The organism is Facklamia lactis (genome assembly GCF_015863205.1).
GTDB lineage: Bacteria > Bacillota > Bacilli > Lactobacillales > Aerococcaceae > Facklamia > Facklamia lactis.
This window is the reverse complement of record NZ_JACBXQ010000005.1, coordinates 128277-145192: the sequence shown is the minus strand read 5'-3', so window position 1 is coordinate 145192 and position 16916 is coordinate 128277. Positions and strand designations below refer to the sequence as shown.

15 protein-coding genes and 1 pseudogene are annotated in these 16916 nt (G+C 37.6%); 8 read left to right on the top strand and 8 right to left on the bottom strand.

Annotation, left to right across the window (positions count from 1 at the left end; all coding sequences use genetic code 11):
• The first annotated feature begins 88 nt into the window (after nucleotides 1-88).
• Genes HZY91_RS08720 through galT form a run of 3 tightly spaced genes read left to right on the top strand, consistent with a single transcriptional unit; the run spans nucleotide 89 to nucleotide 3828 of the window.
• A complete protein-coding gene (locus HZY91_RS08720; protein WP_197115892.1) occupies nucleotides 89-1129 on the top strand; it encodes an aldose epimerase family protein in 1041 nt (346 codons plus the stop codon).
• 22 nt (nucleotides 1130-1151) lie between these two features.
• Entirely contained in the window at nucleotides 1152-2321 is a 1170-nt protein-coding gene (locus tag HZY91_RS08715; protein ID WP_197115891.1) for a galactokinase, read from the top strand.
• 16 nt (nucleotides 2322-2337) lie between these two features.
• A complete protein-coding gene (gene galT, locus HZY91_RS08710; protein WP_197115890.1) occupies nucleotides 2338-3828 on the top strand; it encodes a UDP-glucose--hexose-1-phosphate uridylyltransferase in 1491 nt (496 codons plus the stop codon).
• 72 nt (nucleotides 3829-3900) lie between these two features.
• Here the strand turns inward: galT and HZY91_RS08705 are convergent, their stop codons facing one another.
• Nucleotides 3901-5244: an MATE family efflux transporter gene (locus HZY91_RS08705; RefSeq protein WP_197115889.1), complete on the bottom strand. Its 1344-nt coding sequence runs from the start codon at nucleotides 5242-5244 to the stop codon at nucleotides 3901-3903.
• 193 nt (nucleotides 5245-5437) lie between these two features.
• Between HZY91_RS08705 and HZY91_RS11025 the strand changes: the two genes are divergently transcribed.
• On the top strand, nucleotides 5438-5695 hold the full coding sequence (locus HZY91_RS11025) for a hypothetical protein (protein WP_235991544.1): 258 nt from the start codon (nucleotides 5438-5440) through the stop codon (nucleotides 5693-5695).
• A 37-nt stretch (nucleotides 5696-5732) separates the two neighbouring features.
• Here the strand turns inward: HZY91_RS11025 and phnE (HZY91_RS08695) are convergent, their stop codons facing one another.
• From phnE (HZY91_RS08695) to HZY91_RS08675, 6 genes and pseudogenes are all read right to left on the bottom strand, one after another.
• Nucleotides 5733-6545 carry a phosphonate ABC transporter, permease protein PhnE gene (phnE, locus tag HZY91_RS08695; RefSeq protein ID WP_197115888.1) on the bottom strand — a complete coding sequence of 271 codons (813 nt, stop codon included), beginning with the start codon at nucleotides 6543-6545 and terminating at the stop codon, nucleotides 5733-5735.
• A 10-nt stretch (nucleotides 6546-6555) separates the two neighbouring features.
• A complete protein-coding gene (gene phnE / locus HZY91_RS08690; protein WP_197115887.1) occupies nucleotides 6556-7356 on the bottom strand; it encodes a phosphonate ABC transporter, permease protein PhnE in 801 nt (266 codons plus the stop codon).
• Nucleotides 7349-8133: pseudogene (gene phnC, locus HZY91_RS08685) on the bottom strand (phosphonate ABC transporter ATP-binding protein). The gene phnE (HZY91_RS08690) and the pseudogene phnC overlap by 8 nt, the downstream one beginning before the upstream one ends.
• 97 nt (nucleotides 8134-8230) lie before the next feature.
• A complete protein-coding gene (locus HZY91_RS11020; protein ID WP_235991623.1) occupies nucleotides 8231-8719 on the bottom strand; it encodes a PhnD/SsuA/transferrin family substrate-binding protein in 489 nt (162 codons plus the stop codon).
• Nucleotides 8720-8830: 111 nt separating this feature from the next.
• The gene (locus HZY91_RS11015) at nucleotides 8831-9076 is read right to left on the bottom strand and encodes a PhnD/SsuA/transferrin family substrate-binding protein (RefSeq protein WP_235991542.1); all 246 of its coding nucleotides are present in this window, start codon (nucleotides 9074-9076) and stop codon (nucleotides 8831-8833) included.
• A 284-nt stretch (nucleotides 9077-9360) separates the two neighbouring features.
• Nucleotides 9361-13254, bottom strand: a complete 3894-nt coding sequence (locus tag HZY91_RS08675; RefSeq protein WP_197115886.1) for a leucine-rich repeat domain-containing protein — start codon at nucleotides 13252-13254, stop codon at nucleotides 9361-9363.
• Between the two features lie 452 nt (nucleotides 13255-13706).
• Here HZY91_RS08675 and HZY91_RS08670 point away from each other — a divergent pair, with 452 nt between their 5' ends.
• Together HZY91_RS08670 and HZY91_RS08665 are read left to right on the top strand one after the other, a co-directional pair.
• On the top strand, nucleotides 13707-14183 hold the full coding sequence (locus HZY91_RS08670) for a CD3072 family TudS-related putative desulfidase (protein ID WP_197115885.1): 477 nt from the start codon (nucleotides 13707-13709) through the stop codon (nucleotides 14181-14183).
• A complete protein-coding gene (locus HZY91_RS08665; protein WP_197115884.1) occupies nucleotides 14173-14727 on the top strand; it encodes a CD3073 family putative ECF transporter S component in 555 nt (184 codons plus the stop codon). The genes HZY91_RS08670 and HZY91_RS08665 overlap by 11 nt, the downstream gene beginning before the upstream one ends.
• A gap of 69 nt (nucleotides 14728-14796) precedes the next feature.
• Here HZY91_RS08665 and HZY91_RS08660 read toward each other — a convergent pair whose 3' ends face one another.
• Nucleotides 14797-15135 (bottom strand): carboxymuconolactone decarboxylase family protein, encoded by a 339-nt coding sequence (locus HZY91_RS08660; RefSeq protein WP_197115883.1) that lies wholly within the window; start codon nucleotides 15133-15135, stop codon nucleotides 14797-14799.
• Nucleotides 15136-15316: 181 nt separating this feature from the next.
• Between HZY91_RS08660 and yedF the strand changes: the two genes are divergently transcribed.
• On the top strand, nucleotides 15317-15658 hold the full coding sequence (yedF, locus tag HZY91_RS08655; protein ID WP_197115882.1) for a sulfurtransferase-like selenium metabolism protein YedF: 342 nt from the start codon (nucleotides 15317-15319) through the stop codon (nucleotides 15656-15658).
• A 30-nt stretch (nucleotides 15659-15688) separates the two neighbouring features.
• Nucleotides 15689-16876: a cobalamin-independent methionine synthase II family protein gene (locus HZY91_RS11010; RefSeq protein ID WP_268888825.1), complete on the top strand. Its 1188-nt coding sequence runs from the start codon at nucleotides 15689-15691 to the stop codon at nucleotides 16874-16876.
• The last annotated feature ends 40 nt before the right edge of the window (nucleotides 16877-16916 follow it).

The following is a 16916-nucleotide window of genomic DNA, read 5'->3' as shown; positions in this document are numbered from 1 at the left end:
GAGAATGGGGTAAAATGAGTATAGTTTGTTTTTGAATATGGATGTTTTAGAATCATTCTACGAAGAGATAGAATAAAAAGGTGATAAAGTGAAATATGAAATAAAATCATTTGGAAATGTGAATGGGCAGAATTATGATGAGATTTATATCTATCATGAAGATATAATGATTTCTTTTTCAAACCTTGGGGCTCGAATTAATCGTTGGCAAATAACCCATTCTAACGGAACAAGTGAAAAATTAATCGTTTCTAATCAAGATGCTAATCAGGCTTTTGAAAATAAGGAGCGTTTTTTCGGGGCAAGTGTTGGCCGAGTTGCTGGACGAATTGGAAAGGCAAAATTTGATCTGAATGATCACATTTATCAGTTGGAAAAGAATGAAAATGATAATCATTTGCATGGTGGCCATCATCCTTATGACTTATCGCTCTGGGAATATCAAGTGATTGAGACTGAGCACAAAATTTCTGTCGCATTTACTTATATTGATCCTGATGGAAATAATGGGTATCCAGGTACCATTCAAAACAAGGTGATTCATAGTTATGATGCTGATCATGTATGGACGGTCGAATACTTTGCAGAATCTGATAAGGACACTGTGTTTAACCCGACCAATCATGTATACTTTAATTTAAATGGTCACTACCAAGAAAGCATTGCCAATCATCATATACAAGTATCTGCCTCTCATTATGTGCCAGTTCGAGCGGATGGTTTACCAGTGGGTAGGATTGATTCGGTTGATAATACCCCCTTTGACTTGCGCGAGGGAGTTGGATTTGGACAAGTTCTCAATGCCGATCATCCGCAAGTTGTCTTAAAATCAGGTTTCGACCATCCGTTTGTTTTTGATGCAAAACAGGAAGAACGAATCGTGGTTTCACTCGTTGAGAAGCAGCGCCAATTAACGGTTAAAACGGACTGTCCGTGTGTCGTTATTTATACGGTTAACTTACCTGATTCAATCATTTGGGCTGATGGTGAACAAGTTTCTTCTCATGGAGCCTTTACTTTGGAAACACAGCATTTGCCTAATGCTATGAATGAAGAAGGTTTTGGGGATGTCACTCTCAAGGCGGGTCAAAAATATTATAGTCAAACAAGTTATCACTTAACTTATTAAGAGAGAAATAGGGAGGATTTAGATGGATCAAGAACAGCTGCACAAAGAATTTAAACGGATTTTTCAGAGACCGGCAGAAAGAGTTTTTTTCTCACCAGGTAGGGTGAATTTGATTGGTGAGCATACTGATTATAATGGGGGCCATGTTTTTCCGTGTGCCATTACATTTGGGACCTATGGGTTGGTTGCAAGACGAGATGATCATCAAATTGTCTGTCATTCTCTAAACTTTGAACAAGATGGATTGAAGGCTTTCTCAACAGAAACGATCCAGTATGAAGAAGAGGATGGCTGGCTCAATTATATTAAAGGGATGGTTAAATATCTGCAAGAAGAAGCGGGACAAATTGTTAAAGGATTTGATTTTTTAATTTATGGAAATATTCCGAATGGGGCAGGGTTGTCCTCATCTGCTTCGATCGAATTATTAGTAGGTGTGATTGTGAATCAATTAGCCGATTTGCAGTTAAATCTAATTCAATTGGTAAAACTGGGACAAAAAGTAGAAAATGCCTTTATTGGGGTGAATTCTGGAATTATGGATCAATTTGCCATTGGAATGGGGCAAGCTGAACAGGCGATTTTTTTGGATGTTAATACGCTTGAATATGAACTGGTTCCGGCAGAGTTTGGGGAATACTGTCTCTTGATTATGAATACAAATAAAAGGCGTGAACTAGCTGATTCAAAGTATAATGAACGTAGAAGTCAGTGTGAAGCCGCCCTCAAAAAATTACAAGCTGAATTATCGATCAATAGTCTAGGTGATCTGACAGAAGCAGAATTTGAACAGAATCGCTATCTGATTGACGATGAAACACTTGAAGCACGGGCAAAACATGCTGTTTATGAGAATGTTCGCACGATAAAAGCGCGAGAAGCTTTATCGGGAAATGATTTAATGACTTTTGCTCAATTGATGAATCAATCGCATGATTCTCTAAGAGAGGATTATGATGTAACGGGAATTGAATTAGATACCCTTGTCGAGGCTGCTAGAGAGCAAGATGGGGTCTTGGGAGCAAGGATGACGGGAGCTGGCATGGGAGGGTGTGCCATTGCTTTGGTGCATAAAAGAAAATTGGAACAGGTTCAAGAGGCCATTGCTGAGAGATATACCAGTGAAATTGGCTACTCGCCAGACTTTTATGTGGCGAATGTAGGTGCAGGGACACAAGAAATTCCAAGATAAAATGAAGGGTGATAGAATGAATGCTTCGGTTGATCAAGCAATAACAAGTTTTATAAAATTGGCAAAGGAGTCCCAGTTAATAGAAGCAATCGATGAATTTTATATAAGGAATCGATTATTGGCACTGCTTGAACGAATTAACTATGAAGATCATGGGTCGAATGATGGTTCCTTATTGGAAAATATGGATGTAATGGTTAATTATGCGGTTGAGCAGTCTATCATTGACGGGACTCAAAGCGAGCGAGAACAAATGGAAGCCGCGATTATGGATTTAATTACGCCACTTCCTTCACAAGTGAATGCTAAGTTTTGGGCTTTGTACCAAGAAGATAAAGCCAAAGCAACGGATTATTTTTATCATTTGTCCCAGACGAATGATTATATCAAGACGCGTAATATCGCCAAAAATATCGAATTTAAAACACCAAGTAAATATGGTGCGTTAGATATTACGATCAATCTTTCCAAACCAGAAAAAGATCCAAGAGAAATAGCGAAGGAACGGCAGCAAGTCCAAACAAACTACCCTTTATGTGCCTTGTGTATGGAGAACGAAGGCTATCAAGGACATGTAAAGCATGCTGCGCGACAAAATCATCGCATGATACGCATGGCAGTGGGAGAAGAAGTATATGGTTTTCAATATTCACCTTATGTTTATTTTAATGAACATTCGATTTTCTTGAATGCTGTCCATAAACCCATGTCCATTAGTCGTAAGACATTTAATAATCTTTTAAATATTATTGAAATTTTCCCTCATTATTTTGTAGGCTCTAATGCGGATCTCCCAATTACGGGAGGATCAATCTTGGCACATGACCACTATCAAGGAGGGCGTTATGAATTTGCGATGGCTAGAGCAGAAAAGCTTTCCGAATTTCACTTGAAAGCCTTCCCCGGTTTGATAATTGAGCATTTAAATTGGCCGATGTCTGTCTTAAGGTTGCGTCACTCAGATAAGGACTATCTTGCAGAGGCAGCAGAGTTAATTTTAAAGCATTGGCGTGGTTATTCTGATGAAAGCTTAGGGATTTATGCGAATACTGAGGGCGATATTCATAACACGATTACTCCGATTGCTCGTTTTAAAGGGCAGGAATATGAATTGGATCTAGTGTTGCGAAATAATCGAACAAGTTCAGAATTCCCAGATGGTATCTTCCATCCTCATCCGGATGTTCAACATATTAAGAAAGAAAACATTGGCTTGATCGAGGTAATGGGGCTGGCGATTCTTCCGCCAAGGCTGTTAACTGAATTGGAAGCTGTTCAGAGTTTTCTGATGGGGCGAAAGGAAATCGATGAAGTGGCAGCTATTCACCAAGAATGGGCTTTGGAATTAAAAGAACAAGTAAGTGATCAAGAAGAGCAGGCGATTACGCAAGTCATCAAGCAAGCTTTAGGACAGAAGTTTGAAAGAATCCTTGAGGACGCAGGCGTCTTTAAGCTAGATTCAGCAGGTATAGCAGGGATTCACCGATTTATTAAGAGTCTTCAATAAGACCATGTTGTACTTGTTTGATAAGACGATAAAAAACGAGAGAAATGGTAGGATCATTTCTCTCGTTTTGATTTATTCAATTTCATTCACCCATTTTTTTGACTTGACTCGAATTAATCCTATAATCACTTTAGTGACTTCCTCCATTGAGGCAAGAAGAACAACCCATTGAATAGGAAGTTTTAATAGACTGGCACCCATGAAAGCTAAGGGAACACCTACTAACCAAACACTTCCCATTTCAAGGTACATAGAATATTTGGTATCTCCGCCTCCGCGAAGCACGCCGACCACTAGGATGGCATTGAAACCCTTAAGTAGAAAGACAATCCCCATGTAACGAAGTAGGGTGACACAGAGTTGGTAAACATTGGGACTAAGGTTCGGAAACAATTGTAAACTGATATTGGGCGTTAAGGCAAGAAAAAGTCCAACTAAAGTTCCGATTATGGCTCCCATTTTTAAGAAGCGAACACCATAGGGATAAGCATTGTCAAGGTCTCCGCGTCCAATTGTATTTCCGATGATGACGGTACAAGAGTTAGAGAGTCCCCGAATTAAGACAAAGGCTAAGTTTTGAATGGCAACGACGACTTGAATAGCTGCAGTTGCTTCCGTTCCTACGATCGCATAGGCGACGCTATATAGAACTTGGCCTAAGCCCCAAAAAGTTTCGTTAACGATGACGGGGAAGGTGATACGCATGAAGCGGTGGATAAAGTCACTTTTATATTGGAACATCGGTTTGAGCGGTCCTCGCAAAGGACTGTCATATCGTGTCACAGCGTATGAAAGGACTCCTAGTTCAGCGAAACGGGCAATGATCGTTCCAATAGCTGCTCCCACAACTCCTAGGGCAGGAAAGCCTAACTTCCCAAAAATAAGTATATAATTGAAGAAGGCGTTAAATATAAAGCCAACAATCGCGCCTACTAGGGGAGCTCGTGGATTCCCCGTGGACCTTAGAGAAACCCCATTCACAAAACTGATCCCTGTGATAATATATGAGAAAGAGACTACGCTTAGATAACGAGCCCCTGCTTCAATGACCGAAGGATCATCGATCATCAGGCTAATGATCTGTTTAGGAATTAAAATCGCAAGGCTGGTGAAGAGCAATCCTACTATGATTGCGATAATAGTGGAGAAACTATTGACCTTTTGTAAACTTTGGTAATCTTCGCGTCCATAATATTGTGAGATAATCACGGAAGAACCGGTAGCTGTCCCGAAACAGATCATCGTAAAAAAGAAGAAGACTTGATTAGCTAAGCCTACTCCTGCGATGGTTTCCGATCCTAAAGTTGATATCATCATAGTATCTAGAGTGTTTAGAGAGGAAACGATTAAACTTTGTAGGGCAATAGGGATCGCAATTGCAAGCATACGACGGTAAAATTCTTTATTTTCTTTCATAGACTCACCTCACTGTAAACTAGCCCTATTATACCGAAATTAAGGCAGTAAGAAAGGAGAAAATGAAAAGTCTTTTTAAGAATGATCATTTATTCAGAAATGGTCCCTTTCATCAAAAAAAAGGATATCTTTGATTGATAATCTTTTCACATACTGGCATAATAAACTTATTAAAAGGATCGGAGGAATTGTTATGACAAAGTGCGTTAGACCGAGCTGTGATCATGAATTGGGTCCAGATCAAGTGGAAGTAGATGGGAAAGTATATTGTTGTCAAGCTTGTGTTGATCACTGTACCGATGAAGAATGTGTACGAGAAGAATGCAAGTGTGGCGGAAACGGAGAGTGCGGTTGTCAGAGTACAGATGATTGCAAGTGTCAAAACGAAGAAAAACATGAAGGTTACTGTCAAGGCCATGGTCATCATGGCGGTTGCTGCAAAAATAGATAAAGAAAAGTGCTGATCTGAATTGATCAGCACTTTTTGTTTAGCCGTTGACGAGTCGTTTACGAATTCGATTGGAAAAGACTTCGACGAGAAGAATTAATATAATTAATCCGATTAAAATGGCACTCACTTCTTGCCATTTAAAAGTATTCATCGCAAAAATTAAAGGAGCTCCAATGCCGCCCGCTCCCACCAAACCGAGTGTCGTGGTATCCCGAAGATTCATATCAAAGCGATAGATGGTAACGGATAAAAAAGCGGCTGCTAATTGAGGAAGAATTCCAAAGCGAATTTTTTCAAGATTCGTACAACCCATTGACGTCATGGATTCTAAAACGCCCTTGTCTAATTCTTCAATGATATCGACATACAGTTTGGAAACCATCCCAATTGAAGTGAGTGACATGGTTAAGACACCCGTCATGGGTCCTTGACCAGAAACAGCCACAAACATGAGACCATATACCATCGCTGGAACGGTACGGATGGCGACGACTAGTAGACGTGTAATCGCTACAATATAGGGACCAACAATGTTTTCAGCCATTAGAAAAGAAAAGGGAATGGCCAGTAATGAACCAAAGACAGTTCCTAGGAATGCAATGGAAAGAGTCTCGAATAAGAGAAAAGGGACTCCCTTTTGCGATTGAAAATCGAGAAGAAAGTCTATATCAGGTGTAAGGATTCCCTTGATAATATTTCCAGCAATTTCTAATGAATCGGCTTTTAGGCTAGTTAAGTTAAGTGAGAAGGCTGACCAAAGGATTGCACAAGTGAATAAACAAGTCAAGATTGTATTATATAGAAGATGAGAAGGTTCTTGCTTGAGTCTTTCTTGAATTTCTGTCTTCATTGGGACCTCTTTATGTTAGGCGTTTACGGAAATGTTGGCTCATCTGTTCAATGATGAAGACCACTAACATTAAAGTAAATAAGATCATTCCCACGGCAGGATAGTTGCGCCAAGAAATATGAGTATTGATGAGTTGACCAATTCCCCCAGCCCCTACATAACCTAGAACTGCTGAATAGCGGATATTTCCTTCAAAGTTGAAAAGCGAGATGGAGAGGAAGGTTGGTAACAATTGAGGCACCACAGCAAAGCGAAAAGCTTCGACCCGAGTCATACCCATCGATTCCATTGCTTCAAAAGGCCCCATCTCGATATTTTCAATATGTTCATACATCAACTTTCCAACATAAGATAATGAAAAAAGAAAGACTGCAACCGTTCCTGCAGTAGCTCCAATATCAAAAATGAAAGTCGCAATTAAGGCAATAACCATGGTGGGTAAGGTTCGAAAAATGCTGAGAATTAATTTAAAGAAAGCATTAATAAAGGGTTGGTGGGTAATATTGGATGCTGCCCAAACAGAAAAAGGAATGGAAACCAAGGCTCCAAGAAAGGAACCGATGACAGACATTTGGATGGTTTCAATTATGGCTTTCCGTATATTGTCCATAAATTCCCAATTAGGAGGGAACATACTTGTTAAAATGGTGAAAAACTTTGAACCATTTTTCATCAGGAGCTCAAACTCAAAATCCGTTACTTTAAGCGCTAAACCAGTCAAGATAATTGAGCAGAGACTGATGAGTAATTGATAAGATCGAGGTTCCGTTAGGACCTGCCCGTTGATTGTATAGGTTTCTCGTTTAAACATATGATTTCTCCTTTCTAGAAGGAAGTGAGTTAATTTTTTCTATTTGTTCCCCATAAATGTCTGCCAAAATGTTTTGGCTGATTCCACTGACTGGGCCAAAATAAATAATTTCTCCTTTTCGACTGCCCAATATTTTATCGGCGTAATCTAAGGCTAATTCGATATGATGAATGTTTAAGAGGATTGTTATTCCCATTTCTTGATTAACTCTTTTGAGGTCATTAAGTACCATCCGAGCGGTGACAGGATCAAGAGAGGCTACGGGTTCATCTGCTAAGATAATTTCTGGTTGGGTGGCAAGCGTTCTGGCTAGGGCGACACGCTGTTGTTGGCCACCAGAAAGTTGGTCCACTCGGGTATAAGCTTTATCTAGGATGCCAACCTTATCAAGTGCTTCTAAGGCTCTTTGTTTCATCTCGCGAGGAAAAGATCCTGCTAATTTTTGCCAAAAAGATAGCTGAGGAACGTTAGCGACTAAGACATTTTGCAGGACTGAAATTCGACTAACCAGATTAAAAGATTGAAATACCATGCCAACTTTTTGGCGAAATTGGCGTACTTCTTTATTGTTGAGTTGGTGAATATCAGTATGATTGACGGTAATCTGTCCGGAGCTAATGTGGTGCATTCGGTTGATGCAGCGTATGAGGGTGGATTTACCAGCACCAGAAGGACCTATGATGGCGACAAATTCCCCTTCTTGAATGGTTAAGTTAATGTTCTTTAGAGCATGAACCTGGTTGGCATATACCTGTTGACGGCTTTAAATTCTATCATCGTTTACTCCTTCATCCATATAAATAAACGTTCCACTAGCTTCCTGCTAAGCAGAAATTCATAGCGGAACGTTTGGTAATCAGTATCCGTACTTTAATTAGTTGTTAGCTTCTAATAATAATTCTTGTGCTTTGCGCTCGTTATCATAATCCGAGTCACTAGCTTTTTCGTAGCCTTCATGTGAATAGATGTTAAAAATAACTTCACATGTTTTCTCATCTTCAGTAAGATTGATTAAAGCTTCAGCGACGGCTTCTTTTAATTCATCGGTCATGGTATCAGAGTTCTTAGAAACAGAAACCGTATCGTTAAAGATAGCATCTGTAATTAAAAGGGTATCTGTATCCGTCCAAATATCGTTCTCTGCTCCTAATTCGCTTTCCCATTGTTCCGCATAATCGCGATGTCCATCTGCATAAGTTAGAAGAATATCAACTTGGCCAGAGGCAAGACGTGAGAAGGCAGTCAGATAAGAGTCAGATTGAACCGCATTGCTTAAATCGGCAATTGACTTGTCGTACTTATCAGAAAGTTTCAAAGCTGGATAAATATAGCCGGCTGGAGATGTAGGAGACATAACAGACATAACAGACCATTTAGCAGAGTCGAGATCTTCCCAGCTTAATTCTTCTCCTTTATTAATTTTATCTGCTAATTCTTTTCCTTTCTCAGATGGACCTGCAATGGCTAAGGCACGTTAGTAAGTAACTTGTTCATCCGTTGCTTCGGTTGGCTCGTTTTCATTCCAATCAACCGGATTATCCGAATCATTTGATAGACCAGCGCGAGTAGCAGTTAGAAGGACTTCTGAACCATCATCATATAAAACGTAAGTACCACCAGGAATAAATCCAACATCGATGGTTCCCGCTACTAGACCTTCACCGACAGCTTCATAAGATGTCCTAACTGTGATATCAATTTCGCCTACTTCAAAGCCCAATTCTTTAATTCATCAATCAAAAGCTGTTCCAACGGCTCAGTAGCAGTTACGATTTCTTGAGGATCACGTGAAGGAACGAATCCCATTGTAATCTTATCAATTTCTTCTTGAGCAGAAATTGATGGGACTTCTAATAGGGAAGTGAAGGCAATAGTAGAGAGTTTGATGGCACAATTATAGCATTATCTAGCGATTTTGCTGTAAAGTTTATGTAAATTTTGAGTAAAGATTATGTAAAGGTAAAGCATTATAGAAGTAAAATTTATAATAAAGTTAGAGGATTATTAATTTTTTTTGTTTGTATCTTTACTAAGGTTCATAGTAAGGAGCCCCAAGCCAGCTAAAATGCTATAGCTTGTTAATGCCATTATTTCATTACGATCCTTTTCTCCAGTAGTTGGTAAAATAGATTGTATCTCAATTGACGAGTTATTATTTTCTTCTAACTGAGTAAGTGGCTGAATAGATTTTTTAGTCTTCTTATACTTTTCCGGTTTATTTGGTTCTTCCGGTTTATTTGGTTCTTCCGGTTTATTTGGTTCTTCCGGTTTATTTGGTTCTTCTGGTTCATTTGGTTCTTCTGGTTTATTTGGTTCTTCCGGTTTATTTGGTTCTTCCGGTTTATTTGGTTCTTCCGGTTTATTTGGTTCTTCCGGTTTATTTGGTTCTTCCGGTTTATTTGGTTCTTCTGGTTTATTTGGTTCTTCTGGTTTATTTGGTTCTTCTGGTTTATTTGGTTCTTCTGAATCATTAGATTCTTCAGACAATGATTCATCAAAAATGATAATTTGATTTTTTAAAGATCGATGGTTGTTAAAAGTTAAATGGTCTTTATTGCCTGTTAAAAGCCTCACAATAATATGTGTTTTGTCTTCGCTTAAATTATCTTTGAAAGAATTCTCTCCAATTCGTAAAAGAGAGTTAGGTAGAATTACTTCTTTTAATAGACCAGATTTAAAAGCGGTACTAGCAATGCTCTTAATTCCTTCTCTTAATATTAAATTTTTGAGAGTTCTAAATTTAACATTTTGAGAAAATGCGGAGTTGCCAATATCTTTAACAGATCCAGGTATTATTAATTCTTGAATACGATGAGAGCTAAAAGCACGGTCAGCAATCTGTTCAACAGAAGAAGGGATATCTAACGTTTGTAAGGGGGCTCCCATAAATGCGGAAGAACCAATTCGAATGATACCTTCTGGAAGAGTGACATTTTTTAAGTGGATATTTCGTGATAGTAAACCATCAGCAATTTCAATTAAGTTTTGTGAGAAATGAATGCTCTCAATTTGATTCAATGAGAATACACCTTTGCCAGTTGAAAGAATAGAATCTGGCATAAAGACTTCTTTTAATTGATTACCATTGAATGCAGAATCACCGATATAAACTAACGAGTCAGGAAATATGACGGTCTGAAGATTATTGAGACGAAAAGCATTGTCCTCAATTCTTTCAAGAGTATTCGGTAAAATAAGGCTTTTAATTCCATTTGGAGATTCAACCACATCGGTACCAAAGAATACTTGATCTGCCGGCATTTCAAACGCCCCAACACCAATACTAGTAATAGGTTGGTCTAACAAGTTTGAAGTAGGTAAGATAACATCTTTATTGATTGCAAATTTTGATTGACCGCTTTCTGAAAAACCTGTGATAGTGTTCCCGTCATAAGTGAAGTCAACCTTTGTGTATTGAAGAGAATCGTTTAATTCTAGTAAAAGCATTGCTGATTTTAGGGCGTTGTTAGCTTCTGCCAATTCTTCTGGTTTGGCATTTATTTGTTGTAGGATTTCTTTAGCAGCAGATAATTTAACTGCAACTTCTGACCATGTTTTTTCAGTAAATAGTTCAGACGCTAATTCTTCAACTTGTTGAATTGTATCTCTCAACTGGCTGGTATCAGGAGCTGATTCTCTTAGATAAGCAAGAGCTTCTGTGAGGTTATCACTAGCAGTATTTATTTCTGTTTGTTTTGATAAATTATCTGAAAAGATTTTTTTACTTTCATCGAAAATATTTTTAAAAGCTTGATAAGCATCTGTTGGATAATTGCCTTCAATGATTTTATTAGCAGAGGAAATTAATTGCCACAAAGGATCGCGATTAATACCTGGACTCAAATTTATAATTTTATGATAAGGACTGTTTGCGATATAAGTAGAAGAGTTAAGATGGTCAGGGTTACGAGTGAATAAATGAACGACCCCCGTGTTCTCTGGATCCTCCCCAATCTGTTGGTTAGGATTAATTTCTCCCTTACCTGGATTTCCTTTAAAGACATAATCCCTAAATTTAAAAATAGAGTAGGGTAAATTTACTTCGGTTAGTTGATTATTCATAAAGGAATAGTTATCTAGTTGAATGGCTTCTACATCATCTGAAATAATTAATTCTGTAATATCGTTGTTAGCAAAAGCAGAATTACCGATTTTCCAAATAGTTTTAGGAATATTTACTTCGGTTAGTTGATTGTTTTCAAATGCCCCTGAGTCTATCATGACAATTCCATCTACTAAATGAAGTTCTTGTAAGCCAGTATTAGCGAAGGCAGAATTACCAATTATAAATTCTGATTGCGGAGCAATTTGATCAAATGTAAGAGAATTGAGTTGAATGTTTTTAAAGGCATTGGGAAGAATACCTTCAATCGCCTTTGCGCTAGCTGGATCACTAGAATCGGTAAGTAAATAAGCGGGAATCATTAGGTCTTTGTTCGCTTGAAGTTTTTCAAAACCTGACTGACTAAAACCACTAATGCCAAATTTAGTAACTGGAACTTTCATAGGCGCTTTGTATTGGAATTCTTCATAGGTAAAATCAGTTGAAATCCATTCTGGTTTTAAGAGGTCTAAAACTAGGGTGAATTCATTTTCTGTTGTGACACTGTCAATATTTGGTGTGACATATCCTGTTTTTTCTTCAAATACAGTACCTTTGAAACTTGGACTTGTTTTGAGAGTAATTTGATTTTGAGAGAAGTCCACTTGATTTAAGTCCCATTCAAGCTCTTTTGTAACAACATAGTCATTCATGCCTGAACTATCATTTTTATTCGGATAAATGGCGGCTAGATTAATATTAATATTTCCTTTGAGAAAATTCTGTAATTCTTGAATGCTTTGGGCAGTTGTTTGAAGTTTTCCTAAATTTATATTGACATTACCACTATTACCAATTCGAGTATTAAAAAGAATTGAGGCATGTTTTTGTGGATGAGTAAAATTTATCTGGCTAAGTTCGGGAGAAATGCCTGAATGGATGATCAAATAAGCAGAGTTTTCATCTCCGGAAATATTTAAAGTATCCACTGCTGTTCTTGCAAAAGATGAAGTCATCAAATGTTCTAAGCTAGATGGAAGAGTTACTGTAGGAAGAAGCTGTTCATCTGCTTGAAAGGCCTGCTGTCCAATGATCTTTAGGCCCTCATTTAGATCAAGATGGATCAAATTTTTGTTGTTTGAAAAAGCTAAACGATCGATATTTCTTAAGCTATCTGGCAAGTTTAATTCAGATTCTCCTGCAGCTAAAAAGGCTCCTTCTCCGATAGAAGTAAGTCCTTCTGAAAAAGAAAGTTGAGTTAAAGTCGGAATACCAGCAAATGCCTGTTTATCAATTGATTCAATAGATTTGGGTAGGGTAATTGATTCAATTGTTTTTTTTATGAAGGCACGCTGATCGATCTTTTTAACGGCTACACCGTTAATAGTTTCGGGAATTATAATATTGGTTTCGGTACCTACATAATTTGTAATAGTGTTAGTGGTAGAATCAAAAGTGAAATCGGTTTCGTTGGAAGTTACAAAAGTTTGAGGTTCTATTTTCCCAGAAGTTGCTGTATTTGAAATGGGACTTATTACAGGAGTTTCACTTAAAGATAGATCGGTTTCAACAATTTGGTTAGTAGAGCTGTTGAGATCATTTTCAACTAGATTTTGGGTGGCTTCTGTGTTGCTTATGACTTCTGCTTCTTCCTCAATCGCAAGATCATCTTCGTTATCGACAAGAGGAGGGGATACTGAGAACTGTTCATCATTTACTGATAGGTTGGTGGAAACTTGGGAAGAAGAAGGAAAGTTTTCTTGGGCATTTGCGTTCTGAGATAAACAAAGATTAGAAGAAAAAATAAGTGCAAGCGCTAAAGAAGATTTTAAAGGTAAAGAATTTTTTGATTTCATATTATCAACCCTTCGTTAATTATTATTGGGAAGTTATCCCTTTGTTTTATTATATTCTAGTAGTTAAACGATACAAAGATCGATAAAAAAAACAAAAAATTTATTAGATAAGTTTGAGGGGAGAAGACAAGTATGATTGCTTTTTGTGATTTATTTATCATACTTAGTGATAAATGATTTTTTTCATACAGTAGAAAATCATAATGGTTGAAAGTGAAAGGTGGTTTATAAAGAAGACGTTAGTTAATTTTTTGCTATGAGTTTTTATGATGGAGTATCCTGGAATAGCTCGAATGTGAAAGAAAGATTTTCAGACTCATATAACATCAGTAATAAAGTTTTATTGAAAAAAGTAATTTGTTATAAACACTTCAATTTTATAGAATGATGAAGATTCAAGTAAATAGTTGTAAAAGGAGGTAAAGTCTATCGAATATCCACGTCAATTTGTTTTGTGTTCGCATTGCATAATCAATCAACTAGCCGTAGTAAAAGGTGAGAAAAGAGCAGCTGGGGCTTTTCCATTTGTGAAAATATTGATTGATAAAGGAATAGGAATTATTCAGATGCCTTGTCCGGAAATGAACGAATTAGGACCTGATCGTTTACCGATGTCGTATGAAGATTATAATCAAATTCAGGGATATCGTGAACGATGTCAAATTTGGTTGTCTCCAATTTTTAAACAAATTCAACAGTATTTGGCTCAGGGAGACCATTTTATTGGGATTATTGGTATTCATCAAAGCCCCAATTGTTCAATATCTAATCAACGAGGCGTCTATATGGAAATTATTTTTGAATGGTTAAAAACTCAAGGTCTTGAAGTTCCCTTTATTGAAGTTCCAACTGATTATTGTGAAGGTGACGAAGGAAAATTTTCAAATGAAATTGAAACATTTATCAAAGGGGGAAAAAATGAAAAATAAACAGTCAAGAATTAAGATTATTACTTTGTGTGCCTTAGCGATTGCTATTAATGTGGTCATTGGACGAACAGTTTCTGCATTATCGATTCCTTTGTTGTTTCTAGATACAATGGGTACGATCTTTATAGCGGCTAACTTCGGTATCTTTTGGGGAGTTTTAACTGGTCTTTCTACTAATCTACTTGCAGCTGTATTAGGTGGCGGAGCAGTGGAAATACCATTTTCCTTAGTTAGTATTGCTGTTGCAATCATTGTGGCGCTTATCTCTAATGGGAAATTTTCTTATATAAAGGCCATCATAGCTGGGATTTTGATGGGGCTTATTGCACCTGCTGTTGGAACCGTTATTCGTTTAACTTTATTCGGTGGGTTTACTGGATCTGGAACGGATATTTTTATAGCAGCATTACGAGCTTCAGGGCAATCAATGTTTACATCAACGTTTCTGGCAACAGTTGTATCTAATATGGTTGATAAAATTGTTTCATGTCTAATTGTTTCATGGATTAGCCAGATGCCAGCTATTCGTAAACATTTGGTTTAAAAATAATATAAAAATCAGGGGATAAAGCCCCTGATTTTTTGTGTTTGTTATTTATAACTGGATAGAAAATTATTGAGATAACTGATCAAAAGCTTCGAGGACTTTGCCCGAATAGACCATTCCAGGGCCACCATCCATTAGGATTGAAAGGTTCGCAAGTTCTGCTAGTGATTCTCGATCGCCACCTGCTTCGATGTATTTTGAGACATGAACAGCAATACAAGATTCACATTGCTTAGCGATGGCAAAGGATAAGAAGATTAATTCCTTGGTTTTCATGTCCAATGTTTCGCTAGCATATGCAATTTTAGTTAATTCATCGTTAGCTTTGAAGAAATCGGGACTTATTTTAGCCAATTCTCCAGTATTGCCCATGCAGTTTTGTAAAGTGTCTTTGAAATCTGTCATTTTATTACCCCTTTTTCTCATGATAGGTCAATTGTAGCCTTTTTTATTAAAAGATAAAGGTAAGGAAGCTTTATATCAGTTAATATAATAAAAGCCTAGATCTTATCATGAATGCCAATTAGTTTTAAAGAGAGGCGGTGTATATAATGGAGGTATCAAATCTAAAGGAGTGTTTTAAACGATGGCAAATTCTTATGATGTAATTATTCGTAGTACAGGTATGGGAGCTGGGGAACAACCTTTAACAGAGAACTTAATGAAAGGTTTCTTGAATACTTTAGCGAATACTGAAAAAGCACCAAAACATGTTGTGTTATATGGAGAAGCGGTTAAATTATCTTGTAAAGGATCAGACTCAATTGAAGATTTGAAAGCTTTAGAAGAAAAAGGAGCGAAAATCCTTTCTTGTGGCATCTGTACGGACTACTATGAAATTGAAAACCACATCATGGTGGGGGGAACTACAACAATGCGTGAAGTGGTTGATATTATGACAGAAAGTGAACTATTAATTGAGCCATAATAGGCAATAGAAAAGTGAGGTTAAAGGAACATGGAAACGACATTTAAGCCGTTTGCCACGACTTTAATTGGATCGATGCCACGTTCACCACAACTTTTAGCTGCAAAAGAAGCCTGCCAGGAAACTGGCGACTGTGATCACTATCATAAATTGGTTCATGATGAGTCAAAAGCTGTCATGGACCTTTTTGATCGTGTTGGGATTGATATTGTAGTTAGTGGTGAAATATCTCGTGATAATTATATGTCTTATGTAGCGGATCAAGTAGATGGAATCAAACTCTATTCTACTGATGAAATTAATGAATTACTTGGCCATAATGATGAATATGTTCAGAGTTTAGAAGAGATGGATGCGGCAGATAATTCGATGAATAGTCCCGTCTGTGTGGCAAAAATTGATACACAAGCTGATTTAAACATGACTGAACATCAATTAATCAAGTCATTGACGGATAAGCCTTATAAAGTCACTTTACCGAGTCCCTATTTATTAACTCGATCGATGTGGGTGGAAGGAATTTCGGATTCAGCTTATGATGGACGCCGTCAATTGGGACAGGATATTGTAGCCTTATTAAAAAATGAAATTCATCGACTCTATGATAATGGGGCACGTGTGATCCAAATTGATGAGCCAATTTTGTCTGAAGTGGTTTTTCAGCGGGCAGAAGGAGATACCTCGTTCTATTGAGGGACTTTGGGAGCGAAAGTCAAGGTTGACAAAGAATTAGTTTTTGCCCAGTCACTGATCCAACCCGTTTTGGATGAAATCAATCAACTTGAAGGCTGTATTTCAGCGATGCATGTTTGTCGAGGGAACTGGACTAAGGATGAGACCGTCTTATTAGAAGGCGCTTATGACAAATTGGGTAGTTTCTTTAATAAATTAAAGGTCGACATGCTGGCTTTGGAGTTCTCAACGCCTCGTGCAGGTGAAGTATCCAAGTTGTTTTATAATAACTTTCTAGATGAGAGGATCATTCTTGGTTTAGGAGTGGTGAATCCTCGTAACGATGTGGTAGAATCAGTAGAACAAATAATGGCTTTAGCAGAAGAGGCGCTTGAATTCTTGCCGCCTGAAAGGATTTGGTTGAACCCTGATTGTGGGTTTGCAACGTTCGCTAACCGTCCTTTAAATCCTTATCCGGTGATCGAAGAAAAATTAGCGGTTATGGTAGAAGCTTCGAAACGTCTTCGAGAGAAGCATTGCTCATAATATGAATAATAAAAAAGCAGATTTCCATATTTGGAAGTCT

What these genes read in the sequence shown, in the direction of transcription:
- HZY91_RS08715 (WP_197115891.1), top strand. Translation starts at nt 1,152, where the DNA reads ATGGATCAAGAACAGCTGCACAAAGAATTTAAACGGATTTTTCAGAGA.
- galT (WP_197115890.1), top strand. Translation starts at nt 2,338, where the DNA reads ATGAATGCTTCGGTTGATCAAGCAATAACAAGTTTTATAAAATTGGCA.
- HZY91_RS08705 (WP_197115889.1), bottom strand. Translation starts at nt 5,244, where the DNA reads ATGAAAGAAAATAAAGAATTTTACCGTCGTATGCTTGCAATTGCGATC.
- HZY91_RS11025 (WP_235991544.1), top strand. Translation starts at nt 5,438, where the DNA reads ATGACAAAGTGCGTTAGACCGAGCTGTGATCATGAATTGGGTCCAGAT.
- phnE (WP_197115888.1), bottom strand. Translation starts at nt 6,545, where the DNA reads ATGAAGACAGAAATTCAAGAAAGACTCAAGCAAGAACCTTCTCATCTT.
- phnE (WP_197115887.1), bottom strand. Translation starts at nt 7,356, where the DNA reads ATGTTTAAACGAGAAACCTATACAATCAACGGGCAGGTCCTAACGGAA.
- HZY91_RS11020 (WP_235991623.1), bottom strand. Translation starts at nt 8,719, where the DNA reads ATGTCTGTTATGTCTCCTACATCTCCAGCCGGCTATATTTATCCAGCT.
- HZY91_RS08675 (WP_197115886.1), bottom strand. Translation starts at nt 13,254, where the DNA reads ATGAAATCAAAAAATTCTTTACCTTTAAAATCTTCTTTAGCGCTTGCA.
- HZY91_RS08665 (WP_197115884.1), top strand. Translation starts at nt 14,173, where the DNA reads ATGAAAAATAAACAGTCAAGAATTAAGATTATTACTTTGTGTGCCTTA.
- HZY91_RS08660 (WP_197115883.1), bottom strand. Translation starts at nt 15,135, where the DNA reads ATGACAGATTTCAAAGACACTTTACAAAACTGCATGGGCAATACTGGA.
- yedF (WP_197115882.1), top strand. Translation starts at nt 15,317, where the DNA reads ATGGCAAATTCTTATGATGTAATTATTCGTAGTACAGGTATGGGAGCT.